The organism is Exiguobacterium sp. HSB13 (genome assembly GCF_056764755.1).
In genome coordinates this window covers 1,040,004-1,064,944 of sequence record NZ_JBUZOM010000001.1, presented here as the reverse complement: position 1 = coordinate 1,064,944, position 24,941 = coordinate 1,040,004, and the positions used below count along the sequence as shown (strand labels likewise).

The window sequence follows — 24,941 nt, the reverse complement described above, 5'->3', positions numbered from 1 at the left end:
GTAAGGAAGTAAGGAATACAAGAAAAAAACAGAAAGAAGGAAGTTCGTGATGGAGCTATCAAAGTTAACGTCAAAAGGACAGATCACCATCCCTAAAAAAATTCGGCAAGCCTTGCAAGTGGAGGAAGGAGATCGCGTGGCATTCATTGAGGAGGACGGGTTTGTCATCATGGCGAAAGCGGATTTGAAACAGCTGCATGACCTTCAAGATATATTAAGTGATGAGGCATTCAAGGCACTCATCCACAAAGCGAATCATCATTTGTAAAATCAAAAAAGGAGGAAATAACAGATGGATATGCGCGAAGTAGATTTACCAGGAATCGGACGGAAGTTCGAAGGCATTACGACACGAGGAGATAAGGTGGTCGTCATCGTCCATGACGACGGACGACGCGAAATGCATCATTATGATGACGATGATTTTGATGAGAGCATCTCGAGCGTGACGTTCAATGATGCAGAAGCTCGTCAGATGGCAGGAATTCTCGGAGGATTATCCTATAAGCCGAAGGATCTTGAGAAAATCGAACTCGCGTTTGATGATCTCGTCATCGAGTGGTTCAAAGTCGGTCAGGATTCAAAGGTCAATAATCGAACGATCGGTGAACTTGATGTCCGTAACCATTACGATATTTCAATCATTGCGGTGCTCAAGCATGACCGTTCGAAATCGCTCAACCCAGGACCGGATACACGCCTTGAAGCCGGTGATACGATCGTCTTATCTGGAGAACGTCAAAATATCCGTCACATCACGAAAGCATTATTCTCAATCGAAGGAGGCGGATAATATATGGATCATCTCATATTTGAAGTCGGTACCGCGCTTATCTTAGTGGCGATCGCGGCAGTGCTCGCGAACAGACTCAATTTCTCGATCATCCCGTTTCTAATCATTCTCGGGATGATTGTTGGACCGCACGCTCCGACAATCGGGATACTAGACTTCAAGTTCATTGAAAGTGCTGAGTTCATCAGCTTCCTCGGACGAATCGGCGTCCTGTTCCTCTTATTCTATCTCGGACTCGAATTCTCGGTCGGTAAGTTGATCCGGTCCGGAAAATCGATTGTCACGAGCGGAACGATTTATTTATCGATTAACTTTACCGGTGGTCTCTTATACGGATTCATCGCCGGCTTCCCACTTTATGAAGTACTCGTCATCGCCGGAATCATTACGATCTCCTCGAGTGCGATCGTGGCGAAAGTCCTCGTTGATCTCCGCCGGACCGGTAACACGGAGACGGAATTGATTCTTGGAATCATCATGTTCGAGGACATTTTCCTCGCGGTCTACTTGTCGGTCTTATCGGGACTGCTTCTCGGCGGTGGGACGACGTTACTTGCGTCCCTTACCTCAATCTTGATCGCCCTCGGCTATATGTTGCTGTTCTTCATCGTCGCTCGGAAAGCAACACCGCTTTTGAATAAGATGCTAAAGATCGCCTCGGATGAAGTTTTCATCATCGTCGTCTTTGCTGCCTTGTTCTTCATCGCCGGATTCTCGGAAACAATTCATGTTGCAGAAGCAATCGGGGCGTTGTTACTCGGTCTCGTCTTCTCGGAAACCGATCAAGGCGAGCGGATCGAACATCTCGTCGTACCATTCCGTGATTTCTTCGGTGCGATCTTCTTCTTCAGTTTCGGGTTGAGTATCGATCCGACGATGTTACTTGACGCCGTCTGGCTCGCACTCGGTGCCGTCGTCATCACGATCATCGGAAACTATGTGGCTGGTATGATTGCGGGACGTAAAGCAGGTTTGTCACACAAAGCATCCTCGAACATCGGCTTGACGATCGTCTCGCGTGGGGAATTCTCGATCATCGTCGCGAATCTCGGAATCGCTGGTGGGTTGATGGACATCTTGTCACCATTCTCAGCCTTGTACGTCTTGATTCTCGCCATCCTCGGACCGTTGATGACGAAGGAATCAAAACGGATTTACAACGTCATGAATAAAATCTTCAAGTGGACGGAACCAAAAGCGAAAAAGACGAAGAAAAATGCCTAATCTGATATAAACGAACAACCGGTTCGCTTTCCCGAACCGGTTGTTGTTGTTTTAAGTCAAGACTTCATACGTCGCCATCAGGAATTGTCCCGAATGGCGACTCGCTGTCAAACGAAGATGCGTTTCATTCGTCCCTTCCGGAAACAGCGAAATGCCTGTTCCGAGGATGACGGGTGCAATCGCCAGTTCAATCGAGCGGATGCGTTTTAAACGCAACGCTTCTTGAATCAATTCGCCACCACCGACAAGCCAGACGTTACCTTCGATTGCTGGCGTGATCCGGTCAAGCAGTTGATCGAGCGGTTCATCCGTATAAGTGACCGTCTCGGACGTTTGTTTTGTTCGGCTATAGATATAACTCGGAATACCTGCGTAAGGGTACGTCTCGCTGAGTTGCAGGACTTCATCATATGTTTTTCGTCCCATGATGACGGCACCGACTTGATCATAGAACGCTTGATATCCATTATCCCCGTCTCCGGCAACGGCAAATAACCAATCAAGTGAACCGTCGAGTCTGGCAATTTTCCCGTCAAGACTACAAGCGATATAAAGAACGGTCGTAGGTTGTGACATCCATAATTCCTCCTTTTGCATCGTGTGACTTCATCTTAGCGTATAATGACGACAAAAGATGTCGTCATTTAAGGAGGAACTGTATGAATACGAGACAGTGGCGTTTAGTACGCTTGTTAAACCGGGGCGAACACTTCTCTGCACGGATGCTCGCGGAAGAATGTCAGGTGTCGATCCGGACAATTCAACGAGACATGACGGTACTTGAAGCAAATGGTTATCCAATCTACAGCGAACCTGGCGTAGCAGGGGGTTACCGGATGTTGCCACATCGGAACATGCCGCCACTCGTTTTGACGGATGAAGAGACGATTGTCTTCTTCATCCTTCTGGAATGGATTAGTCAGATTCCTGATTTTCCATTCGGAACGATTCGTCAGGAAGTCGCTGAACGCTATGCGAACGAGTTACCGAAAATGACGGAGCAACAGATCGTAAAATGGAAAGACCGCTTTCGCTTTCAAGCGGTTGATACACCACCGTCGCCGCAAAATCCTGCGTTACTCGACTTGTTAGAGAGCGGACGGATGGGGAACATTCTCTATGAGACGACAAAAGGACGACGCATGATCGTCGTAGATCCGATTGGTTTATCGTTCGAACAGAATCGCTGGTACTTCTATGGACAGACGAATCGAGGGTATCGCCAGTTCCGTGTTGATCGGATCAAAGACGTGACGCTTCATGAGTTGCCAGCAACCGAGTTAACCTTTTCAGATTTGGAACAAGACATGACACGTCTACCGATGACGACGGTAAAACTGGAAGTATCACCATTAGGCGAACGTTTGCTAGAGGGGATTTTACCAATTCAGGCGGGACGTACGTGGTTGGTTCCGGAAACCGAACTGCCGTATCTCGGACGCCAATTGATGCGGCTGGGTCCGGAAGTTCGAGTCCTTGAACCAATCGAACTCCGGGAGCAGTTAATTCGTCAAGCAGAAGAAATGATTGCTGTGCAACGGTCCGATAAGGCGCTCGGACAGGATTGATTAAAAAACTATGTTAGGATATAGGTAGAAAGAAACAATAGAGGAAGGGGTCTTCCATGGAAACACTATCATTGATTTTATTGATGCTTGCTCTTATTTTATTGACGCAAGTCATCGGACATTACATCCGTTTCATCCCAACGGCTTTGATTCAAATCATTGCCGGAACCGTCGCTGCTCTTCTGATGAGTGGCTTGACGATTGAGGTCGAATCCGAGTGGTTCCTCCTCTTATTCATCGCACCGTTACTTTATAACGATAGCTCTCACTTCCCACGAGAAGATTTATGGCGGATGCGGACAGCAATCTTCGGGAACGCAATCATCCTCGTCTTGTTGACGACGATCGTCGGAGGGTACTTCATCAACTGGTTGATTCCAGTCATTCCAGTCGCTGCTGCGTTTGCTTTAGCTGCGATTTTATCGCCGACCGATCCGATTGCCGTCAACGGGATTGCGAAACGTGTCCAGATTCCAGAACAGATTCTGACGCTCGTTCGCGGAGAATCGCTGATCAATGACGCCTCAGGATTAGTTGCGTTTAGTTATGCGGTGGCTGCTGTCGTCACAGGGTATTTCTCGCTTCAAAGTGCGACGACTGAGTTCTTTTACATGTTCATCGTTGGAGCGGTGATCGGATTGACGATCTCACTCGCCATGAACTTTCTCAAGGTTCGTTTGCGTCGCGCCGGTATTGAAGACGTCGTCTTTTATGCCTTGCTGCAAATTTTGACGCCGTTCATCATCTTCTTCATCGCCGAAGAAGGGTTTCACGCGTCAGGCGTCATCGCCGTCGTCACAGGTGGTATCTTGCATGCCTTGATCAAAGAACGAACAGAAACGTTCTTTGCGCAAGAGCAGACGTTGACGGATAACATCTGGACGATGATTGCGTATACGCTAAACGGGATCATTTTCTTATTGCTTGGTTTGACGTTGCCAGAAGCGACACGCGAGATTTTCGCAGATGACGCAATCAACAACTGGCGTTTGATGTTATATGTCATCGAGATCGGTTCATTCATTCTCGCGATCCGTCTCGTCTGGACGATGTTCTTCAATTGGTTCGATCATCGGTTCTTCAAGAAAGAGGACCGGGAGCACCGTCGACCGTCCTTTAAGCAAGATTTGATTACGACACTGGTCGGTGTTCGCGGAACGATCACGATGGTCGGGGTGTTATCGTTACCGTTCCTGACGGAGTCCGGTGAAGCCTTCCCGGAACGCTCGTTGATCATCTTCCTTGCAGCGGGTGTCATCATCTATACACTTGTTCTTGCGACGATTCTCTTACCGGTCTTGAACCGGGGCGAAGCGTCAACACCGATCGCACTCGACTTGAACGCTCAAAAACAACGAATGATTCGCCGGGCGATCTCAGAAATCAAACAAGTGACGGACGAAGACAATGCAGTCGTTGCGTTTGATCTTCTTAATGAGTATCATGTCATGCTTCGGTTACTGCGAGCGCAGGAGAAAAGTCAGGAAGAACTAAACCAGTTCAATGACCAATTAAAAGCCCTTCGTCTTGAAGCCGTTCAGTGGGAGAAGGAAGAATCAAAACGCTTCGTCGCTGAACATAAGGTGCCGGATCTACTGAAGAAGGACGTTTTCCGCTCAATCGAAAATCGTCGTAAGGCGATCGGCAAGGATTCGCGCTTCCAAATCGTCCAACCGATTCGTAAATTGTGGTGGAAGCGGAAACGATCGAACATGTCGTCTGACGCGTTGATTCAAATGACGCAAGTCGAGCATGAACTGTATGAAAAGGTAATGGGAACGGTCATCGAACGTCTCGAGAATTGCCGCTCATCGTATCCGCCAGACGTCGTTCAAAGCGTGCTGGAGTTCTATAAACGACTTCGCTTCAAACATACGCGGTGGTCGTCACCAATCGGTGGCAAGGACGTCGATCAACAAAAAGAAGAACTTTGCTTGAAAGCGATTGAAGTTCAGCGTCTTGAAATCGCCAATATGTCAAAAGAAGGCGATCTCTCGAACGAAGAGGAGAAGGAACTACGCCGCTTCATTCACTACATCGAGAGTGTCGTCCTCTACGAATACGTCGAATAACAACGAGACTATTTGTTTGTCACATATTTAAAAGGAGCACGTTTTCTCTGAATAAGAGAAACGCGCTCCTTTTGTGCGTCTTGATTTAAATCATGTATAGCGTCTTTTGGACTGCGTAGCGTTGATGTGCGTGAAATAGATGTTCGATTGCTTCAACCGGGTCGATCCATCGTAAGGCATGATCATCCTCAATCGGATCTTGTACTTTCTGCCCAGCATCGCAACGATAGAACTGCCCTTCATTCAAATAATATGTCGTTTCATTTTGTGAATAGAAATGTTGATTGGCTCGTCCGATGAAATCACCGATTTCGACGACCATCCCCGTTTCTTCTAGTACCTCTCTTTTAAGACAGTCTTCATGCGTCTCATAGGTCTCGATACCGCCACCTGGAAGAAACAACTTACCGTCCCTTTTTTGAATAACGGCGATTTTACCTGTTTGAGAGTCGCGCATGACCGCATAAACAGCAGGTCTTGTTATGTAGTGTTGGTTCTGTTCTCGCTGCCCGAAGGTGATGACATCCATTCTTTAATCACTCCTTTTCGTATAATCATTTGAATTCAATCATCCCTTACAAAATGGCATGTAAGAATGCGTCATATAAAAACCCCTCATTTCACTCAAGAAATGAGGGGTGACCTATGAGTAAAGATCGTTTGTTTTAAACGAAATGTTAAATCGATTAACCGAGTGACAAGTATTTGACTTCGAGATAATCTTCGATGCCGTAGACGCCACCTTCACGGCCAAGACCACTCTCTTTATAGCCACCAAATGGAGCTTGTGCAGCAGATGGTGCACCATCGTTCAGCCCAATGATCCCGTATTCGAGTCGTTTTCCGAGCATTAATGCTTCATCGATGCGTTCAGAGAACGCGTAAGCCGCCAGTCCGTAAGGTGTATTGTTCGCCCGTTCGATGACTTCATCAAGCGTCTCAAAGACAGAGATCGGTGCGAGCGGACCAAACGTCTCTTCCTGCATGCAAAGCATATCTTCAGTAACATTCGCAAGCACGGTTGGAGTGACGAAGTAGCCGACAGATTCGTCAATCGTACCACCAGTCAGAATCGTTGCTCCTTTTGCGACAGCGTCATCGATATGTGCTTTGACTTTTGCGACGGCTTTCGCATTGATCAATGGACCAACTGTCGAGTCAGCGTCCATCCCGTTCCCGACTTGTAGTTGTTTAACGGCTGCTGTGAATTTTTCCGTGAATGCGTCAAGAACAGATGCTTGCACGTAGAAGCGGTTTGTCGCGACACACGCTTGACCACCGTTCCGGAATTTCGAGCGCATCGCGCCTTCAACGGCTTTGTCGAGATCCGCATTTTCCGTGACGATGAAAGGTGCGTGCCCACCGAGTTCAAGTGATAGTTTTTTCATCGTATCGGCTGCTTGACGCATGATTAGTTTCCCGACGGCTGTTGAACCTGTAAATGTGATTTTCCGGACGCGGGAATCGGCTTGCCAAACACCACTGATTGTTGCCGCGTCACCTGTTAGGACGTTGATGACCCCTTTAGGAATACCTGCTTCTTCTGCTAGTTCAACGAGACGAAGTGCCGTAAATGGTGTTTCTTCCGATGGTTTGAGGACAATCGTACAACCTGCTGCAAGTGCCGGTGCAAGTTTACGTGTGATCATCGCTGCCGGGAAGTTCCATGGTGTGATCGCTGCGACAACACCGACTGGTTCTTTTTCGACGAAGAGTCGTTTCCCTGGAACAGAAGCCGGAATCGTTTCACCGTAAATCCGGCGTGCTTCTTCAGCGTACCAACGGACGTATTGATTGCCGTAATCGACTTCACCGAGTGCTTCGACATACGGTTTCCCTTGTTCCGTCGTCATGATCCGAGCGAGTTCCTCACGGTGTTCGTTGATCAAGCGATACCAGGCATCGACTAAATTCGCACGTGTGTCTGCTGTTTCATTTGACCACTTGACGAATGCTTCGCTCGCTGCGTCAACGGAACGTTGTGCGTCTTCGGCTGAACTTGCCGGAACATGTCCGAGCAATGCTTTCGTTGCTGGGTCGTAGACCGGAATCGTTTCTGTTGTGTCGTACCATTCACCATTAATTAAGTTCTTTTCAATCATCTTGTTGCACCTCCGTGAATTTCATTACGCTCCCTATTAAACACCTCAAGATGAGTGAGCGGAAGTTCCGCTTTGGATGGACCGTCATAACGAAACGGAATGACTCAAAAAAGTAGTTAATCGACTGAACAATCGGGAACAGTTAGAATAGAGGGTAATGAAAACGTCAAAATTGATAAAGGGGTCGAAAGACATGAAACGGAACTGGATCATTAGCGGTGTGACGCTGAGCCTACTACTAAGTGGATGTGGGGAAAAAGAAGTCAGCGAGAAAAAGTGGGAAAAACCAAAAGAGACACAGCAAAAAAGACAAGCGACGCGACAAGCATACATAGAAAAGACGCTGCAGCGTGCGGATCGTTACGCTGCCCAGTACGATTATGACCGAGCTATCAAGGTGTTAAAACCCGTGCGCACAAAAGAGACGAATCTGAAAACGGAAGAATACGAACAGAAAAAGCAGGCGCTCTTACCTATGAAAAAACCTGTACCGCATCTCTTTTTCCATTCACTGATTGCTGATCCAAAACAAGCGTTTGACGGCGACCGAAAGGAAGCGGGATACGACGATTATATGGTGACGCAACAGGAGTTCGAACGAATCTTGGATGCATTGTATAAAAACGATTACGTACTCGTCCGACCGACGGATTTAGCAAAAGAAGCGAACGGAAAGATTGTCGAGACACCGGTTCGTTTACCAAAAGGAAAACATCCGCTCGTTCTCTCGCAGGATGACGTCAATTATTACGAATACATGGAAGGGGATGGATTTGCGAAGAATCTAAAAACGCAGGATGGCAAAATCGTCAACACGATGGTCGGAAAACCGGATGGTGCCTATGATCTCGTACCGATCGTCGATGCGTTCGTCCAGTCTCATCCGGACTTTTCTTATAAAGGGGCAAAAGGATTGCTCGGTATTACAGGTTATAATGGGGTGCTCGGGTATCGTTCCTCCTACAACCAGTACGGACACAATAAACAGGTCGAAACGGCACGAAAACAAGCGAAACAGACCGCCGTCGCATTAAAAAAGGATGGCTGGCAGTTCGCGAGTCATACGTACGGACATATTTGGGTCGGGAAAGAATCAGTCACGACGATTCGCGCGGATCTTAAACGCTACAAACAAGACGTTGCACCGCTGATCGGAAAAACGACGCAATTGATTTATCCGTACGGCAGTGATGTCGGGGATTGGCATGAGTATTCGGGTGAGAAATATCGTTTGCTCATCGATAGCGGGTTCCGGTATTTCTTCAATGTCGATGCGAGTCAACATGCGTGGAAACAAGTTGGTCCCGACTACTTCCGCCAAGCCCGGATCAACGTTGATGGGATTCGTTTACGCCAAGCCGTTGCTGGAAAGACGAGCGTACTCGATCCATTCTTTGATGCGAAAGAGGTCTTTGATTCAGCACGACCGGAACGGAAGTAAGTGATTGAAAACTAGTTTAATCCATCGAGTAAAGCAATTAAAACGGCAGTGGCTGCGTTCCGTCCTGATCCGTAAAGTGATACGTCTTCGCAAGATCAGCGACGAAAACCGCTTGCCCGGAATAACGGCTAACGTCGTCATCCGCCATTAGCGCTGCGACAGCTCGTCCGATATAGGTCGTCGATTCAGTCGCGGCACTCGCGAAACCGGCATCAACGACTCGTTCCGTTCGCATGAAACCGGGGCAGAGCGCGATGACAGAGATATTCGTTTGAGTCAGCTCTTGCGCCATGACGTGCGTCATCCGATTAATTGTTTGCATCGCCAAATCATAGTAGAGGTTTCCTGCAACCTGATTTGGAGCGAATGACGTCAAATTGATGACGAGTGCGGCTCGACTTTGTTGCAGTAATGGCATCGCAGCCCGAATCGTCCACAAATACGCTTTTGGTCCGGCAGACATCATCGCGTCCCAATGCTCCGGTGGTCGCTCCCAAAACCGTCGTCCGGTTCCAGACGGTAAGTGGCTTTCCGAACCACCGAACACACAATTGACAAGGAGATCGATTCGACCATGTTGGTGCTGGATCTGCTGAATGAGACGATCGATATCGTCAAGACTCGTATGGTCACAAACGATGGGGATACCAAGTCCACCACGTGCCGTGACACCGGCAGCCGTCTCTTCGATCGTTTCGCTTCGATGATCCGTTGTCTGTTCGTTCGTACTCCGTCCGGTGACGTAGACGATCATTCCGGCGTCGCCTAAGGCATAGGCAATGCCACGTCCGGCGCCACGGGAGGCACCTGCGATGAGTGCGATACGTGTTAATGTAGTAGGCATGATGAAACTCCTTTCAGATACGAGAAGACGGATGTGCAGATGCGCATCCGTCTTCTTCTGTCTTAAAATCCTTTAATCGTCATCCCACCATCGACATAAAGCGTTTGCCCAGTCACGTAACGGGCAGCGGCAGACGATAAGAAGACAGCTGGTCCAACCAGTTCTTCTAATTCACCGACCCGACCGAGTGGTGTCACGTCAACGATCTCTTGCAGGTATGTAGGGTCTTTCAGCAATGGTTCCGTTAATGGTGTCTTGAAATACCACGGTCCGATCGCATTGACACGAATATTGCGTGGTCCCCATTCAAGCGCCAGTACTTTTGTCATCTGAATCATTGCTGCTTTCGTCGTTGCGTATACGACGCCGGTCCGTAAGGCGACGTGACCAGCAACCGAGGCGATATTTAAAATGCTTCCACCTGTCTCTTGCATCCGTTTCCCGACTTCTTGAGCGAAAAAGAAAGCGGATTTCAGATTAGTCTGTTGGATCGTTTCCCACTCGTCTTCTGTTACATCGAGTGCCTTCGAACGAATGTTCATCCCAGCATTGTTGACGAGCCCGTCGATCTGTGGCACTTGTTCATAAGCCCGAGTCACCGTCTCGACGACTTGTTGCCGGTCAGTGATGTCGCACGGGAATATGTAAGCTGTTCGACCGAGTCGCTCGATTTCTTGTGCCGTCTCCTTCAAATCCGGTTCCGTCCGGGCGACGAGAATGATGTTCGCACCGGCTTCTGCCATTCCGATGGCGAGCGCGCGTCCGATGCCTCGCCCAGCTCCTGTGATGAAAAACGTCTGATCAGTTAACGAAAAACTTGGAAGATACATGATGTCACGTCCTTTTACTAAGAGTCACCACTTACTCTAATGAAAAATTGACTGAAAAGAAAGAAAAATCACTCCGTGACAGAATTGGAATGGTAAAATATTGAAAAGGAGGGATGGGATGAAGCGTGGATTAGTTGTGACATTATGTATAGCAATCGTAAGCCTTGCTGCTATTCAACTGGTCGGTACGGAAGTCTATCGTTATTTCTTTTATGATCCGGCAACCTATCAAGCCCGATTTATGGTTGATGGAGGCGGAAAGGAAGAAGGGAAACCGATCAAACAAAAAATCGACACCCAAAGCGGGGGATTTGCGGATAAGGATGCATTAGGAGTTGTTACCTTTTACGGTGTCGTCGGTCTTGCCATACTACTAATCGTCCTCTTCAGTGTGCGTTACTTCTTGAAGCGTTTGCGAATACGACGCAGACGAGAGAATGTAATCGACGATTTAATGGAGCCGCCGCCGGTCTTTTCCCCAAATCGTTCGACACGACAAACACTTGTTGGTGAAGAATCAGAGTCAGAGATTCGCCGTCTGTTACAAACGTTCGATCGGCAACTGACACGACAAAAACGCCGCCGCTCCGAAGAGACGGTCGGCGAATGGTTACAGCGGATTGATGTCACGCTCGATCCATCGATCTATCATCTTGTCCGGTACGGTGAGACACCGGATTCGGCGATTTCACAAGATCAGGTCGATGATTTGAGACATGAATTACAAGTGCACCTTCAGCGCGACTGACCGAGTAAATCAAGCAGGATCGCATGATGGGAGGCGTCTCGTGAGACGAGTGACAATTCGCGGACGACATCAAACCCGTCGACCGGTAACGTCTTGATTTCAGGGGACAGTCCATCTTGGAAAATCTCCGGCAATAGAGCGATACCAAGTCCTGCACGGATGAAACCGAGGACGCTTGATCCGAATTCCATCTCGTTTTCTGATTGATAGACAGCACCTCGCTCGATGAACGCGTCCTTTAAGATGTTCGTCGAATCGCAATCAATCGGAAGCGATAGGAAAGAGGCATCTCGAATTTGATCAAACGCTACAGACGTACAACTCGTGAATCGTTCATCGTCTCGATGCACGTAAAGTAAAAAGTTCTCCGTATACAAATGTGTCGTATGATACGGATGGACGTGATGTCGATCGTCGAGTAAGACGGCATCGTATCGGCGTTTTTCAAGGCCTTGCATCAAATCGATCGTCGTATGCGCCGTCTTCAACTTGAGATCTGGTGCCGTCGCTTGACGCGAGACGTGACGCGGGAGATAGGTCATCGCGACGCTTGGCCATGATCCGAGCGTTAAGGTCGTCCGTTCGTCGATCGTATCGATCCGTCGTTTCATCTGATCGATCCGATCAAGCAGTTCACGACTCTCTTCAAAGACGATTTCGCCTGCTGGCGTCAACGTGACACCATGTGCCGATCGGTGTAACAAAGAGACATCAAGCGCACTCTCAAGACTTTTGATTTGTTTACTTAACGCCGGTTGCGTCATATGCAATACTTCGCTTGCTTTCGTCAGGCTGCCGGTCTCCGCGGTGACGAGGAATGCTTCCATCCATTCGGTCTTCATTGGTTCACGCTCTTTTCATACAGGTTGTTTAGAACGTACGTCATTTGAACGCATCTGACAATCATTTTGCATTTTTTATATTCTTAGTTTGGAATATTCCAAATTGGGAATATATGAAATAAAGAGGTGAACGGATATGAACGATCGGATACCAATACGATTCTCAGCACTCGGAGACGCGACACGGCTCCAACTGATCGAAGCGTTACGAAACGGTCCTCGCTCCGTCAATGAGTTAGCTGAACAATTACAGTTACGCCAACCGCAAACCTCGAAGCATTTGAAGCTGTTGCTTGACGCGGAACTGATCACTGTCGAACGACAGGCGAATCGTCGCTTGTACAGTCTTCGTCCAGAAGCGTTTCGAGAACTCGTCATATGGAGCAACTCGCTAGCGCAAATGGAGGCCCGCATGCATCGTCTAGACGCACATTTGAAGCAGATTCAGTCGAACGTGAAGGGAGACGGGACGAATGAAAAAGGAATTGAAGACTTCGATTGAGGGGAAGACGCTACGAATGGAATGGACGTGTGAAGCGCCGCGAGATAGCGTCTTTGCCGCATTCACGGAAAAAGAACAGCTTGAAGCGTGGTGGGGACCGGAAGGCTGGGAGACAACGATCAAGACGTTCGAATTTCAACCGGGTGGTATGTGGCATTATTGCATGCGCTGTGTTGATCCGGCGCAAGGTGACTTTTACGGCATGGAGTCGTGGGGAAAAGCGATTTTCAGAAACATCGATGCTCCGAACACGTATAGTCATGCCGATTATTTCTCGGACGCGTCAGGGGCGATCTCTGAACATCTACCAGGAAGTGAGAATGTCACGACATTCCTCGACCACGGGGAGACGACGTTAATTGTCTTCGAGTCGACCTATGAGACAGAAGCAGCCATGCAAGAAGTACTCGGTATGGGGATGAAAGAAGGTTTCACGTCACAATTGTATCGCCTAGATCACCTATTGACGAAACGTTGAGAAGGAGTCGGTGAGGGATGCGGAAGCTCAGTCTTATACTATGTTTGCTTTGTTTAGCCGGTTGCGGAAAGTACACGATGGAGGAAGCAAAGGAGAACGGCGACATCATCGTTCAGAAGGATGTTACGAATAGCGACCGATTTGAATCCTTTTTGAAGAACGCAACGCAAGGGAAATCAGATCAGATTCGCATCACGGCGTTTACGACTGAAGGCGACCCGATTTTGTATGATGTCAAGTATGATGGTAAGTCGTATCAATACACGTCCGATTCATCGCGTGATCAGTTCGGTACGACAGACGATGATCGTAAAAACGAAGTCTGTCAGCAACTCGACAAGACAAGCGAGAAGGAGCAGTCGATCTATACGTTACGTAAATGCGCTGAAGGAGCGGATCATGAGATCCTGCGATTGCCAAAACAATAATCAAAAAGGATCGTGTCCCGTCGAATCAATCAGCGGGCACGATCCTTTTTATTCGATTTCGAGACGACGCAAGGCTTCGCGCCAACTGGAGAAACGTTCAATCAACAACGTCAGTGAAGGTGCTTGGTGCGCACGCGCCCACTTGGCATATTGTTGACTCGTCAGAAGTGGTCCATGTGTGGCTGCAGCTTGTTCAAGAGCGTCTAAGCAGTCTTGATCGGTGAAGAAGCCGTTCGAGGTGAGGTCGAAGTGTGCTAAGGCATTTTTCCATGTACCGAACCGACGAATGATCGTATTGGCACTTAACATCTCCGGATGTAGATCCCGCAATTCCGTGTAGGCGCGAATCGTCATGTTCGTTCCTTTTTGTGCGACATAAAAGGCGACGCTTTCTTCGATCGACCACCGCTTCGTTCGCTTGACCGCAGCGGGACGGTTCAACGTCATGCGTTCTTTTGTCGATAAGTGGGAAGTCTTGACGATTCCCGCTCGTTCTAACAGGTGTGCCCACGAACCGAATCGGGCATTGATCTCTTCAAGCGAAGGATAAGGAAGTTGAGCTGCTAACTTTTGATAATGGGTAGCTTTCATAGGTGAATGGTGCATTTGATGAAGACCTTGAATCAAGCGGATGATCTTCTCATCCGTTGCTAAGGTGGAAGTGGAAGTCGGATGTTGACGCATGCAAGATATCTCCCTTTTGAATGGTTGTTTCAATTACAAGCTAGTGTAGCATGAGAGATTTCAAGAACATACTAACAATATCGTAAGGTAAGAAAAATAGCGCATTTCTATCCGAGAAATACAGGAAAATCAGTAGGGAAACACGAAAATAATATTATAGAAGAAAAGAGGGGGAACTGATCAATGACAGAACCACAGACGATTGATACGATGGAGGATATTTTAAAGATGCTCGACGCGCGATTGCGTGAACCGGAACCATTTTGGGACAAATTTTATGAAGATCGTACGAAACCGGTTCCGTTTTTTTAGAACATCCCGGACGAGAACTTAGTTCGCTATATCGAACAGGGATGGCTCTCACCGGGTGATGCGTTAGATCTCGGAACAGGACCGGGGCGTAACGCAATCTACCTCGCAACACACGGTTTTTCGGTGACGGGACTCGATCTTTCAGCAACCGCGTTAGACTGGGCAACAGAACAAGCACAACAGACTGGAGCGCATGTTGCGTTTCGAAAACAAGATTTTCTAGAGACGACCGAACAGAATACATATGATTTCATTTACGATTCCGGCTGTTTTCACCATATGGCGCCACATCGACGTTTGACCTACGTGACGCGACTGAAGGAGATGTTGCGGCCAGGAGGATATTTCGGATTGACGTGTTTTGTTGCGGGCGGTCCGCTAGGCGGGGCGACGTTGACGGACTGGGAAGTCTATCAAGAAAATAGTCTCCAAGGCGGACTTGGCTATACGAAAGAGCGATTACTCTCCATATTCGATGCATTCGACGTCATCGAACTAACGGAAATGAAACCCGTCGACAATCCAGAGGCATTATTTGGTCACGCCGGACTGTGGACTGGTCTGTTTCGATTAAAGGATTGATTCGTCCGGCATTCGAGACGCGAACCAGTCTACAAAGTAGTGGACATCCTCTAACGAGACGATTTGATTCGTATCGTAAGCGGCGAACAGTGACAAAAAGCGCGGTTCGTCAGGGAAATAATGAAGCAGGATCGGACGGAGTGCCTCTAGGTCGTGCACGAAGCTTTGATCGTCTTCTAGAATAAGGTGATAGGCGCTCCGAACAATCCGTTTCACGATCGAATCGGAATGAAGCAAAGCGACCTGACTTGTTTCTAAGAGAAATAAATCCGTTTTTAACTGCTCACATACACCACTGTTTAACGCGAAGCCAAGAGCGCGTGTCTGACGAAGGGATGGAAATCGACTTTGGAGATTTTCGCCTGCCAAAAACAAGTTGATGGATTTCAACCAGACGCCCCAGCGAAGTGCTTCGTCATCTCGTATGATGTCGACAAGCAGACCGATGTCATAATCGATTTTCGTGACGAATGGATAGTCCTTCAACCAGTGTTCCGTCCGTTCATCTAACTGCATGTGTTCTTCTTCCGTCAACGGTTCTGTCAAAATCAGTGTAAGATCGAGGTCGGATTCAAAGGGACGGGCCGTTCCTTTGGCGACGCTGCCATACAAGTACACGCCATGAAACGCGGATAAGGTTTGTACATAGGCGACGACGTCCTGAATCACGGCACGATAACGGACAGGAATCGCTTCAGCGGAAGTTGGATTGTGGATGTAGCCATTTTTCGTGCCCAATGTCGTTGGATACTGCATCTGTCTTCCTCCTCATCCTTTAGGGATCGATTGATAGCGATACCAGGTCTTGTTTCGCTGCACATATAGAAACATCGTATCATCTTTTTCTTGATAGATGACCGTACCGCTCTTAAGACGAGTTGCCATGCCGTCCTTGAGCGTCTTTTCGGATGCTATTTTTTGAACACGTGGACCAGGAGTCGAGGAGAGATCGGAGACGGTTACGACCTGATCTAGTCGATACATGCGATCGTTCAAGCGGATGACGTCTTGATCTTGTTCAATGGCTTCTGCCGCGATGAGGTCTGTCGTTGTCATCGTCGTCTCCGCTAAGTATCCACTGAGAAAAAGAATGACCAATACGATAGTAGCTAACACTTTTTTCATGAAAATACCTCTTTCTCTGGTTATATATCGTAATTTACGATATATTCGGATTATACGATATAAGGGGGAGCATCATGATTTCAGCTGATTTTGCAAAAATTTATTATCAACTACATCCTAGGTTCGAGGAAAACCTGTCTCACCAAAGCGTCCGCATCCTGCAATACATTCAATTTGCGACGAATCCGACGATCAAGCAGATTGCCGAGGCATTTCGCCTCTCACATAATACGACGTCCGAGCACGTCAAAAAGTTGGAGGGATTAGGCTATATCGAAAAAAAACGGAATCCAGAAGACCAACGCCAAGTGACGATTGGTTTGACAGACTTAGGAGATACAATCGTTCGTCGTCATACGGAACTTGATCCTGAACGGTTAAATCAAGTCCTTGCTACGATGTCAAAAACAGACCAACAGGCGATTGAACAGGCATTTCGATTATTGCGGGAGGCGGCAGATGATTGCTTTTCTCGTTAAGGTGTTTTCGAGCGCACTAGTCATTGGTCTTGTTACCGAAATCGCCCGTCGTTCACCGTCACTAGGTGGCGTGTTGTCTGCGTTGCCCGTCGTCAGTCTGATTAGCTTTGCCTGGCTCGTTAAACAGGGAAGTAAACGGGCAGAACTGAGTACATTCTTAAAGAGTGTGTTACTCGGATTACCAGCGACGTTCTTATTGCTTGCCGTTTTATATGGATTGATCCGCTTAGGTATTCCTATTTTTTACAGGATACTCGGTGCAACAAGTCTTTTTATCGTTTGTTGGTATATCCAACGTTACCTACAACAGTGGTGGCAAACCTAAAAAAGGAGACAAAGTAATGATAACCCTTCAAACAAAGCGATTGACGATTCATCCATGTACAGCGAATGACGTGACACGTTTACAACAACAGCACTACGATAACGGACCGGAAATTCAGCATCATTTGATGTCAATAGCGTCAGATCCCTCGCTATTATACTGGGGCAGCTGGCTCGTCATGACAAAGGATGGTCAAGTAATCGGGGATATCGGATTCAAGGGGAAGCCGGACATACGACAAGCGGTCGAAATCGGTTATGGTCTATTACCAGCTTATCTCAATCAAGGGTTTGCGACGGAAGCAGTTCAAGCATTGATTGAATGGGCGTTCAAACAAACGGAAGTGACTGCAGTACTCGCAAAGACGGAGTCGACGAATCAAGCATCGATCCGAGTGCTCGAAAAAGCGAGATTGATTCAGGTCGGGAGTGATGATCGATATATCATGTGGGAGCGAACAAAGAGGTTGTAAAGGAAACTTGACAGGTAGTGTGTTATTTACATATAGTGGAAGTACGAGGTGGAATCATGAAAAATAAGGTCAAGGAGATGCGCGAAGAACGGGGCTGGTCGCAAGGCGAACTGGCAAAACGATTGAATGTGTCGCGACAGACGGTCATTTCCATTGAAAAAGAGCGGTATAATCCGTCACTCGACCTCGCGTTTACACTAGCTGATCTATTTGAGCGGCGAATCGAAGAAATTTTTACACCGAATCGAACGAGCGAGGAGGGAACAGCATGAAGCGAGTCAATGTGTTCTTAGACATCATTTTAATTGGAGCGGGTCTTTACTTAACAATGACGGATCCAGCGGCTAAAACACTCGGAATCATCCTTGTTTTAGCAGGTGTCACGTCACGTATCACAGGAACGGTATTCTCGCCAACGGAACCGTATGATGAGCGCCAAGGAGCGGTTAAAATCCGCAGTGGACATATCGCTTATCTCGTAAGTATCGGATATCTTTTTTTAATCTTGGTACTCGTTAATCTGTCGATCATTCAAGACATTCAATTTGCTCTGTTACTAGCATTAGGAGGACAACTTTTATTCTTTCCGCTTGTATTGCTGTACGTGAATCGAAAGATGTGAAGAAGTGAATGTTTATAAAAATGATACTTGTAACCGTTATCAATAATGGTATAGAATGTAATGGAATAGGGATTGTTACTGGTCAAGCAGGCGAAACCCAAATCAGCGATCACTGGAACCGTGAGTGACGTTTGATTTGGGTTTTTCTATTTTTCTGATTTGAAAGGAGGTCACCGATGATCATTCACCAAATTTTCAACAACAATGTCATCAGTGTATTTGACAAAGCAGGGCGTGAACGAGTCGTCATGGGGAAGGGAATCGGGTTTAAACGGAATTCAGGACAGAAGATATTAGCCTCCGATGTAGAAAAAGTCTTTTATCTCGATGATGCAGGTAATCATGAACGATTTAAATTACTACTTCAAGAAATTCCTGAAGAAATTATCGTCTTGACTGATGATATCGTAACGATTGCTAAATTGACGCTTGGGAAAAAACTCAATGAACTTGTTTATATCGCTCTTGCCGACCATTTACATTTTGCATTAGAACGTCATGAAAAAGGCTTAGAGATTAAAAATGTATTGCTTTGGGAGATTAAACGTTTATACCAAGATGAGTTTAGTGTTGGTCTGCAAGCGCTTGAACTGGTTGAAGAAAAATTCAATATCATATTACCTGAAGACGAAGCAGCCTATATTGCACTTCATATCGTGAATGCTGAATTAAACGAAGAGATGCCGAACATCGTCTCAATGACAAAAGTCATTCAAGAAGTATTGAATCTCGTAAAATACCACTTTGCACTAGAATGGGATGAGAATGCTCTCGCCTATCATCGTTTTGTTACTCACCTTAAATTTTTTGCACAACGACTCGTGACACGAACGGAATACGAAGGAGATGAGAGTGCGCTTTTCGATCTAGTGAAAATGCAATATCCAAAGTCCTATGTCTGCACTGAAAAAATCGCTAACTTTATTCAGACAAAATATGATTATCGGTTGACGGATGAAGAGAAATTGTACCTAACGGTTCATATCACAAGACTAATTAAAGAAAAAAAGAAGGATTGACATATAAATGTATAATTGTTATTATATGTTTAACAAATATATATAACGGGATTGTTACTGGTCAAGCAGGCGAAACCTAGGTGAAACAATACGTATTTTCATGAAATACGTTACTTGTTCTCATCTGGGTTTCTTTTTGTGTCTATCAACTATGGAGGTGTCTTATGAAATACGATCAATTGGCAAAAGAAATCATTGAATCTGTCGGAGGCGAACAAAACGTTAGTTCACTTGTTCATTGCGCGACCCGACTACGTTTCGTACTTAAAAACAAAGCAAAGGCTGATAAATTAAAACTTGAAAAACTAGAAGGTGTCATTGCAGTAAAAGAGAGCGGAGGGCAATTTCAGGTCGTTGTCGGAAATACAGTACCTGAGGTATATCAAGCAATTGGGAAACAAACAAAGCTGATGGAGGAGTCAACAGACACTAGTGAGATAAATGAAAAAGGAAACATTTTTGGTCGAGCAATCGATATTATTTCAAGCATCTTTACGCCGTTGCTTGGTGTCATGGCGGGAGCTGGTATCTTAAAGGGGTTACTTGCGATTGCGACGAATGCAGGTTGGTTAATTCCTACTGAAACTACGTATATTATCTTAAATGCTACAGCGGATAGTCTCTTTTACTTTTTACCTATTTTGTTAGCGGTTACATCAGCGAGGAAGTTTGGTGCGAATCAATTTGTTGCCATGACAGTAGCAGGTGCCTTGATCTATCCGACAATCATTCAACTGAAGACGGATGCAGTCGCGACGACATTCTTCGGTATACCCGTGACGATGATGTCATATACCTCTACGGTCATTCCGATCATTCTTGCCGTTTGGGTTATGAGTTATGTTGAAAAATTCTTCAATCGACATATCCATGAGAGTGTTAAAAATTTTGTTACACCTTTGATTGCTCTCATTACAATCGTTCCATTGACATTAATCGTTTTTGGACCAATCGGCGTCACGTCAGGCGACTTGATTGCTGCGTTCATTTTAAAGGTATTAGCATTTAACCCAATTTTAGCAGGGGCATTTATTGCTGGTGTATGGCAAGTCCTTGTCATTTTCGGTATTCACTGGGGAGTCGTTCCGATTTTCATCAATAACATTGCGACTAAAGGATATGACTATATCAAACCAGCAACTGCTCCAGCAATTTTTGCACAGGCAGGAGCTTCATTTGGTGTCATGCTTCGTTCAAAAAATAAAAAGTTAAAGACATTAGCAGGATCTACGGGAATTACCGCATTATTCGGTATTACAGAGCCAGCCGTATATGGAGTTACTTTACGCTTAAAGCGCCCTTTCATTGCAGCGGTCATTAGTGCAGCAGTAGGTGGAGGAATTGTAGGATATTTTGGAAGTGTAGCGGTAGCTTCTGGTCCTCCGGGATTATTGACATTACCCGTCTTCATTGGAGATAGTATGACAGCATTTTACGGGTTATTAATTGGTGTCGGTGTCTCATTCTTTTTATCGATGCTCTTAACATACATCCTTGGATTTGAAGATGATCCGATTGAAAAAGAAGCGGAAATAAATGTTCGTCCATCAACAGAGATGACGATTCCAAGCCCGGTATCAGGTCAAATCGTCTCTCTCGAAAAAGTTTCGGATAGTGTGTTTGCGAGTGGAGCGATGGGACAAGGTTTCGCAGTCGTTCCGACTGAAGGAAAAGTCGTTGCCCCAGTGTCAGGTCAAGTAACTGCTATATTTGCAAGCAAACATGCGATTGGTATTCGATCAGAGAACGGAATGGAAATCCTCATTCATGTTGGGATTGATACGGTACGCTTAGATGGAACTTACTTCGAATTACACGTCACACAAGAGCAGAAAATCGAACCAGGAGATGTATTAATCACTTTTGATATGGAATCGATTCAAGCGGAAGGATATGACATCATCACTCCTGTGATTTTCACGAATTTATCAGAAGAACGACAAATTACGATTGACCAAGATCAAATTTCAGTAAGTGAATACAATAAACCTGCTTTTGCATAAGAAAGGATGAGACGATGCAATTTCCAAAAAACTTTTTATGGGGTGGCGCTATTGCGGCCAATCAAGCAGAAGGTGCCTATTTATCCAATGGGAAAGGATTATCTTCCGTTGATTTAATTCCTAATGGGTCAACTCGAAGAGCAGTCATGAAAGGAGACTTATCACATTATGAGCCGCTCCCAGACCTAACTTATCCATCCCATGAGGCGATTGATTTTTATCATCGCTATAAGGAAGATATTGCGTTATTCGCTGAAATGGGATTTAAAGCACTTCGTTTATCGATTTCATGGGCGCGTATCTTTCCGAATGGTGATGAAGAACAACCAAACGAACAAGGATTGAAGTTTTACGATGATGTGTTCGATGAATTATTAAAATATGGAATTGAACCGGTTGTCACGATGGCGCACTTTGATGTCCCCGTTCATTTAATAAAGCATTACGGAAGTTGGCGAAATCGAAAGATGGTTACATTCTTCGAACGATATGTTGAGACGATTGTATCCCGGTATCATTCAAAAGTTCGTTATTGGATGACTTTCAATGAAATAAACATGTTGTTCCATCTTCCTTATATGGGAGCTGGATTAGTATTCGCTGAAGGAGAGGATCGACAACAAATTCAGTATCAAGCAGCACATCACCAATTGGTAGCGAGTGCGCGTGCCGTGGAAATTGCTCATACGATTAAACCGGATCTTCAGGTTGGGTGTATGTTGGCAGCAGCTATGACGTATCCTTATACCTGTAATCCAGATGACGTCGAAAAAGCGATGGAACGAGATCGTGAGAATTTCTTCTTCATTGATGTACAAGCTCGTGGGGCCTATCCTGGTTATGCATTAAGACAATTGAAAGATGCTGGAATTGAAATTCAGATGGAACCAGGTGATATTGAACTATTGCGCAACCACACAGTGGACTTTATTGGCTTTAGTTATTATTCGAGTCGTTGTATCAGTACTGATCCAGAAATACTGGATAAGATGACGGCGGGGAATGTGTTCCCGACTGTTAAAAATCCATATCTGAATCAATCGGAATGGGGATGGACGATTGATCCGAAAGGACTCCGTTTAACGGCAAATCAGCTATACGACCGTTATCAACTTCCTTTATTCATCGTCGAAAATGGCTTAGGGGCATTTGATGAATTGGATGGTGAAGGAAACATTCAAGATGACTATCGAATTGCTTATTTAACAGATCATGTACGTGCAATGTACGAATCGATACAAGACGGTGTAGAACTAATCGGTTACACGAGTTGGGGCTGTATTGACCTCGTCAGTGCTTCTTCTGGAGAATATGCAAAACGGTATGGCTATATTTATGTAGATCTTCATGATGATGGCAGTGGAACGAATCGAAGACAAAAAAAGGCGTCATTTGATTGGTATAAAAAAGTAATTGCATCAAATGGTACCTTTATAGAAAATCAAAAACATATTAAAACTAAATAAAAATAACGCTAACGATGTGGATCTAGAAATGTTTAGATCACAACTCGTTAGCTTTTTAATTATTATTGGGATTCTTTCATAAAAATCATCAATGAAGATGTTTTCAAGCTTCACCCATGAATCGTAAAAGTATCCCGTAGTTCGATGATCGTTCCTTCGGGTGCTTTTAATTTGCTGAGATGACCATCGACGACGAAGTAGATGTTTCCGCCTTGTTTCGGTAAGAAAGGCATCCCGATTCGTTCCAGGCGTGTTACTTCTTCTTGCAAGTCGTCAACGTAGAGGGCGAAATGGACGGGACCAGCTGCTTGTTTCGTATAATCGGTGAACGATTGACCTGATTTTGGTGTTTGCAACTCGATATAGAAGTCACCAAGACGTAACCAGCTGTTAAAGGCACGGTCGTGAAAACCAGGTGACTCTTGGACGAGCGAGAACCCAAGCTGTTCATAAAATCGTTTAGACGCAGCGTAGTCCGTCGTCTGGATACAGATGTGATGAATTTGTTTCATAATAAACCTCTTCTCTTTCATTCTTCATAGTAGGATTTGCCCCTTATCAGTATAAAGGAGAAGGTCTGAAATTGAAAAATGATTAATTCAGGACCGGTAAGGGAAACGGTATCTAACTTACTGAAGTATCAAGAGGAGGAATGATAGTGGCAGAGTATAAAAAAGACAGTATTAGTTTAAAAGGAGCCGTTGGTCTAGGAACCGGCGTCATGATCAGTGCCGGGATATTTGCCTTGCTCGGACAGGTCGCAGAACTCTCAGGATCTTGGTTACCGTATATTTTCATTATTGGCGGTATCGTGACTGGATTTAGTTCTTATTCTTATATCAAATTGAGCAATGCTTTTCCATCAGCTGGAGGAATCGGCATGTTTCTTGTCAAAGCATATGGTAAAGGAACGATTGCTGCCGCAGCAGCCTTGCTGATGGCAATCTCGATGATCATCAATCAGAGTCTCGTAGCGCGCACGTTCGGTACCTACTTGTTACAACTCGTACCAGGAGAACAGGCTAGTTACTGGATTCCAGCACTCGGTGTCGTTTTATTGATCGTTGCATTCATCGTCAACATCTCTGGGAATTCGTTTATCCAAACATTTTCGTTAATCACTTCAGCGCTTAAGATCGGAGCTCTCGTTCTGTTCGGCATTTTGATTTTATCGATTGGTGGATTTGAGCTGGATAGTTCAAACACTACGTCGGATGGGGCGATTACGAATTATGTAGCGGCTGTCGCACTAACGATTCTCTCGTTTAAAGGATTTACGACCATCACGAACAGTGGCTCGGAAATTAAACACCCGAAACGAAACGTCGGCGTAGCCATCATGTTGTCCATCCTGATTAGTTTAATCGTCTATCTCTTGTTAGCCTTTGCCGTCTTATCGACATTGTCGCTTGATCAAATCATTCAAGCGAAAGACTATGTGTTAGCTGAAGCAGCCCGCCCGTTACTTGGAAATAAAGGCGTCTTGTTCACGGTATCTATCGCGCTTCTTGCGACGATTTCTGGCATCATTGCGAGCGTCTTTGCGGTCTCGCGGATGCTTGCGATGTTGACGGACATGCATATGATTCCGCATCGTCATTTCGGAATGCCGGGATCCGTGCAAAAACATACGTTAGTCTATACGATCGTCCTAGCGATGTTGCTAACTGTCTTTTTCGATCTATCTCGGATTGCGTCGATGGGAGCAATTCTGTACTTGGTCATGGATATCATCATTCATGTCGGCGTCTTAAAACATCTTCGTAAGCAGTTGCATGTTCGCGTTTGGGTGGTCACATTGGCGATTTTGTTTGACGCCATCGTGTTGCTGGCATTTCTGTATCTCAAGGGAACGACGGATCCGCTCGTACTGATCGTCTCCCTCATCAGTATCATCTTGATTTTCATCGGTGAATATTATTTTACTCGTCATACGAAACAATCGGATCAATCCGCGTAAGCGTTAAGTAAAAGGAGTTT

At 45.9% G+C, this 24,941-nt stretch carries 29 protein-coding genes and 1 pseudogene; 20 read left to right on the top strand and 10 right to left on the bottom strand.

Annotated features, from left to right (window positions below):
• The first annotated feature begins 49 nt into the window (after nt 1-49).
• The 3 genes from ACZGCQ_RS05850 to ACZGCQ_RS05840 are packed head-to-tail and all read left to right on the top strand — an operon-like array spanning nt 50 to nt 2,017.
• Complete coding sequence (locus tag ACZGCQ_RS05850) at nt 50-268, top strand: AbrB/MazE/SpoVT family DNA-binding domain-containing protein (protein ID WP_406748295.1); 219 nt, start codon at nt 50-52, stop codon at nt 266-268.
• A gap of 24 nt (nt 269-292) precedes the next feature.
• Complete coding sequence (locus tag ACZGCQ_RS05845) at nt 293-793, top strand: cation:proton antiporter regulatory subunit (protein ID WP_029341865.1); 501 nt, start codon at nt 293-295, stop codon at nt 791-793.
• A 3-nt stretch (nt 794-796) separates the two neighbouring features.
• Nucleotides 797-2,017, top strand: coding sequence for a cation:proton antiporter (locus ACZGCQ_RS05840; RefSeq protein WP_195864911.1), 1,221 nt, complete (start codon nt 797-799; stop codon nt 2,015-2,017).
• A 51-nt stretch (nt 2,018-2,068) separates the two neighbouring features.
• Here ACZGCQ_RS05840 and ACZGCQ_RS05835 read toward each other — a convergent pair whose 3' ends face one another.
• Nucleotides 2,069-2,593: a dihydrofolate reductase family protein gene (locus ACZGCQ_RS05835; protein ID WP_481265804.1), complete on the bottom strand. Its 525-nt coding sequence runs from the start codon at nt 2,591-2,593 to the stop codon at nt 2,069-2,071.
• An 83-nt stretch (nt 2,594-2,676) separates the two neighbouring features.
• On the opposite strand from ACZGCQ_RS05835, the gene ACZGCQ_RS05830 reads away from it, so the two are divergent.
• On the top strand, nt 2,677-3,585 hold the full coding sequence (locus ACZGCQ_RS05830) for a helix-turn-helix transcriptional regulator (protein WP_481265803.1): 909 nt from the start codon (nt 2,677-2,679) through the stop codon (nt 3,583-3,585).
• 56 nt (nt 3,586-3,641) lie between these two features.
• A complete protein-coding gene (locus ACZGCQ_RS05825) occupies nt 3,642-5,657 on the top strand; it encodes a Na+/H+ antiporter (protein ID WP_058713166.1) in 2,016 nt (671 codons plus the stop codon).
• Between the two features lie 85 nt (nt 5,658-5,742).
• On the opposite strand, the gene ACZGCQ_RS05820 is transcribed toward ACZGCQ_RS05825, so the two are convergent.
• Both ACZGCQ_RS05820 and ACZGCQ_RS05815 read right to left on the bottom strand, forming a co-directional pair.
• Nucleotides 5,743-6,186 (bottom strand): NUDIX hydrolase, encoded by a 444-nt coding sequence (locus ACZGCQ_RS05820; protein ID WP_481265802.1) that lies wholly within the window; start codon nt 6,184-6,186, stop codon nt 5,743-5,745.
• A 157-nt stretch (nt 6,187-6,343) separates the two neighbouring features.
• Nucleotides 6,344-7,759: an NAD-dependent succinate-semialdehyde dehydrogenase gene (locus tag ACZGCQ_RS05815; protein ID WP_481265801.1), complete on the bottom strand. Its 1,416-nt coding sequence runs from the start codon at nt 7,757-7,759 to the stop codon at nt 6,344-6,346.
• Nucleotides 7,760-7,952: 193 nt separating this feature from the next.
• Here ACZGCQ_RS05815 and ACZGCQ_RS05810 point away from each other — a divergent pair, with 193 nt between their 5' ends.
• The gene (locus tag ACZGCQ_RS05810; RefSeq protein ID WP_481265800.1) at nt 7,953-9,200 is read left to right on the top strand and encodes a polysaccharide deacetylase family protein; all 1,248 of its coding nucleotides are present in this window, start codon (nt 7,953-7,955) and stop codon (nt 9,198-9,200) included.
• A 37-nt stretch (nt 9,201-9,237) separates the two neighbouring features.
• On the opposite strand, the gene ACZGCQ_RS05805 is transcribed toward ACZGCQ_RS05810, so the two are convergent.
• Together ACZGCQ_RS05805 and ACZGCQ_RS05800 are read right to left on the bottom strand one after the other, a co-directional pair.
• Nucleotides 9,238-10,044: an SDR family NAD(P)-dependent oxidoreductase gene (locus tag ACZGCQ_RS05805; RefSeq protein ID WP_481265799.1), complete on the bottom strand. Its 807-nt coding sequence runs from the start codon at nt 10,042-10,044 to the stop codon at nt 9,238-9,240.
• Nucleotides 10,045-10,106: 62 nt separating this feature from the next.
• Nucleotides 10,107-10,874 carry an SDR family NAD(P)-dependent oxidoreductase gene (locus ACZGCQ_RS05800; RefSeq protein WP_481265798.1) on the bottom strand — a complete coding sequence of 256 codons (768 nt, stop codon included), beginning with the start codon at nt 10,872-10,874 and terminating at the stop codon, nt 10,107-10,109.
• Between the two features lie 118 nt (nt 10,875-10,992).
• Here ACZGCQ_RS05800 and ACZGCQ_RS05795 point away from each other — a divergent pair, with 118 nt between their 5' ends.
• Nucleotides 10,993-11,622, top strand: coding sequence for a hypothetical protein (locus ACZGCQ_RS05795; RefSeq protein ID WP_481265797.1), 630 nt, complete (start codon nt 10,993-10,995; stop codon nt 11,620-11,622).
• Here ACZGCQ_RS05795 and ACZGCQ_RS05790 read toward each other — a convergent pair.
• On the bottom strand, nt 11,610-12,464 hold the full coding sequence (locus tag ACZGCQ_RS05790) for a LysR family transcriptional regulator (protein WP_481265796.1): 855 nt from the start codon (nt 12,462-12,464) through the stop codon (nt 11,610-11,612). The two genes, ACZGCQ_RS05795 and ACZGCQ_RS05790, sit on opposite strands and share 13 nt — an antisense overlap.
• Before the next feature lie 136 nt (nt 12,465-12,600).
• On the opposite strand from ACZGCQ_RS05790, the gene ACZGCQ_RS05785 reads away from it, so the two are divergent.
• Genes ACZGCQ_RS05785 through ACZGCQ_RS05775 form a run of 3 tightly spaced genes read left to right on the top strand, consistent with a single transcriptional unit; the run spans nt 12,601 to nt 13,872 of the window.
• On the top strand, nt 12,601-12,966 hold the full coding sequence (locus tag ACZGCQ_RS05785) for an ArsR/SmtB family transcription factor (RefSeq protein ID WP_051656275.1): 366 nt from the start codon (nt 12,601-12,603) through the stop codon (nt 12,964-12,966).
• Entirely contained in the window at nt 12,938-13,444 is a 507-nt protein-coding gene (locus ACZGCQ_RS05780) for an SRPBCC family protein (RefSeq protein WP_481265795.1), read from the top strand. Before ACZGCQ_RS05785 ends, ACZGCQ_RS05780 begins: the two co-directional genes overlap by 29 nt.
• A 17-nt stretch (nt 13,445-13,461) precedes the next feature.
• The gene (locus ACZGCQ_RS05775; RefSeq protein WP_481265794.1) at nt 13,462-13,872 is read left to right on the top strand and encodes a DUF4362 domain-containing protein; all 411 of its coding nucleotides are present in this window, start codon (nt 13,462-13,464) and stop codon (nt 13,870-13,872) included.
• A 48-nt stretch (nt 13,873-13,920) separates the two neighbouring features.
• Here ACZGCQ_RS05775 and ACZGCQ_RS05770 read toward each other — a convergent pair whose 3' ends face one another.
• Nucleotides 13,921-14,556, bottom strand: a complete 636-nt coding sequence (locus ACZGCQ_RS05770; RefSeq protein ID WP_481265793.1) for a homing endonuclease associated repeat-containing protein — start codon at nt 14,554-14,556, stop codon at nt 13,921-13,923.
• Between the two features lie 183 nt (nt 14,557-14,739).
• Between ACZGCQ_RS05770 and ACZGCQ_RS05765 the strand changes: the two are divergent.
• Nucleotides 14,740-15,450, top strand: a pseudogene (locus ACZGCQ_RS05765) (SAM-dependent methyltransferase).
• Here ACZGCQ_RS05765 and ACZGCQ_RS05760 read toward each other — a convergent pair.
• Together ACZGCQ_RS05760 and ACZGCQ_RS05755 are read right to left on the bottom strand one after the other, a co-directional pair.
• Nucleotides 15,439-16,206: a nucleotidyltransferase domain-containing protein gene (locus ACZGCQ_RS05760; RefSeq protein WP_481265792.1), complete on the bottom strand. Its 768-nt coding sequence runs from the start codon at nt 16,204-16,206 to the stop codon at nt 15,439-15,441. The pseudogene ACZGCQ_RS05765 and the gene ACZGCQ_RS05760 overlap by 12 nt on opposite strands.
• 12 nt (nt 16,207-16,218) lie before the next feature.
• Complete coding sequence (locus ACZGCQ_RS05755) at nt 16,219-16,575, bottom strand: hypothetical protein (RefSeq protein WP_481265791.1); 357 nt, start codon at nt 16,573-16,575, stop codon at nt 16,219-16,221.
• Between the two features lie 74 nt (nt 16,576-16,649).
• On the opposite strand from ACZGCQ_RS05755, the gene ACZGCQ_RS05750 reads away from it, so the two are divergent.
• The 8 genes from ACZGCQ_RS05750 to ACZGCQ_RS05715 all read left to right on the top strand — a co-directional run bounded on the left by ACZGCQ_RS05750 (nt 16,650) and on the right by ACZGCQ_RS05715 (nt 22,961).
• Nucleotides 16,650-17,054: a MarR family winged helix-turn-helix transcriptional regulator gene (locus ACZGCQ_RS05750; protein WP_481265790.1), complete on the top strand. Its 405-nt coding sequence runs from the start codon at nt 16,650-16,652 to the stop codon at nt 17,052-17,054.
• Entirely contained in the window at nt 17,035-17,379 is a 345-nt protein-coding gene (locus ACZGCQ_RS05745; RefSeq protein ID WP_481265789.1) for a DUF3147 family protein, read from the top strand. The genes ACZGCQ_RS05750 and ACZGCQ_RS05745 overlap by 20 nt, the downstream gene beginning before the upstream one ends.
• 16 nt (nt 17,380-17,395) lie before the next feature.
• Complete coding sequence (locus ACZGCQ_RS05740; protein WP_481265788.1) at nt 17,396-17,851, top strand: GNAT family N-acetyltransferase; 456 nt, start codon at nt 17,396-17,398, stop codon at nt 17,849-17,851.
• Between the two features lie 56 nt (nt 17,852-17,907).
• Complete coding sequence (locus tag ACZGCQ_RS05735) at nt 17,908-18,123, top strand: helix-turn-helix transcriptional regulator (RefSeq protein ID WP_481265787.1); 216 nt, start codon at nt 17,908-17,910, stop codon at nt 18,121-18,123.
• Nucleotides 18,120-18,473, top strand: coding sequence for a hypothetical protein (locus tag ACZGCQ_RS05730; RefSeq protein WP_051656274.1), 354 nt, complete (start codon nt 18,120-18,122; stop codon nt 18,471-18,473). The genes ACZGCQ_RS05735 and ACZGCQ_RS05730 overlap by 4 nt, the downstream gene beginning before the upstream one ends.
• 176 nt (nt 18,474-18,649) lie before the next feature.
• A complete protein-coding gene (gene licT, locus ACZGCQ_RS05725) occupies nt 18,650-19,492 on the top strand; it encodes a BglG family transcription antiterminator LicT (RefSeq protein ID WP_481265786.1) in 843 nt (280 codons plus the stop codon).
• Between the two features lie 164 nt (nt 19,493-19,656).
• Complete coding sequence (locus ACZGCQ_RS05720; RefSeq protein WP_481265785.1) at nt 19,657-21,495, top strand: beta-glucoside-specific PTS transporter subunit IIABC; 1,839 nt, start codon at nt 19,657-19,659, stop codon at nt 21,493-21,495.
• A gap of 14 nt (nt 21,496-21,509) precedes the next feature.
• Nucleotides 21,510-22,961 (top strand): 6-phospho-beta-glucosidase, encoded by a 1,452-nt coding sequence (locus ACZGCQ_RS05715; protein ID WP_481265784.1) that lies wholly within the window; start codon nt 21,510-21,512, stop codon nt 22,959-22,961.
• A 110-nt stretch (nt 22,962-23,071) separates the two neighbouring features.
• Here ACZGCQ_RS05715 and ACZGCQ_RS05710 read toward each other — a convergent pair whose 3' ends face one another.
• Nucleotides 23,072-23,473: a VOC family protein gene (locus ACZGCQ_RS05710; protein WP_481265783.1), complete on the bottom strand. Its 402-nt coding sequence runs from the start codon at nt 23,471-23,473 to the stop codon at nt 23,072-23,074.
• Between the two features lie 140 nt (nt 23,474-23,613).
• On the opposite strand from ACZGCQ_RS05710, the gene ACZGCQ_RS05705 reads away from it, so the two are divergent.
• On the top strand, nt 23,614-24,921 hold the full coding sequence (locus tag ACZGCQ_RS05705; protein ID WP_481265782.1) for an APC family permease: 1,308 nt from the start codon (nt 23,614-23,616) through the stop codon (nt 24,919-24,921).
• The last annotated feature ends 20 nt before the right edge of the window (nt 24,922-24,941 follow it).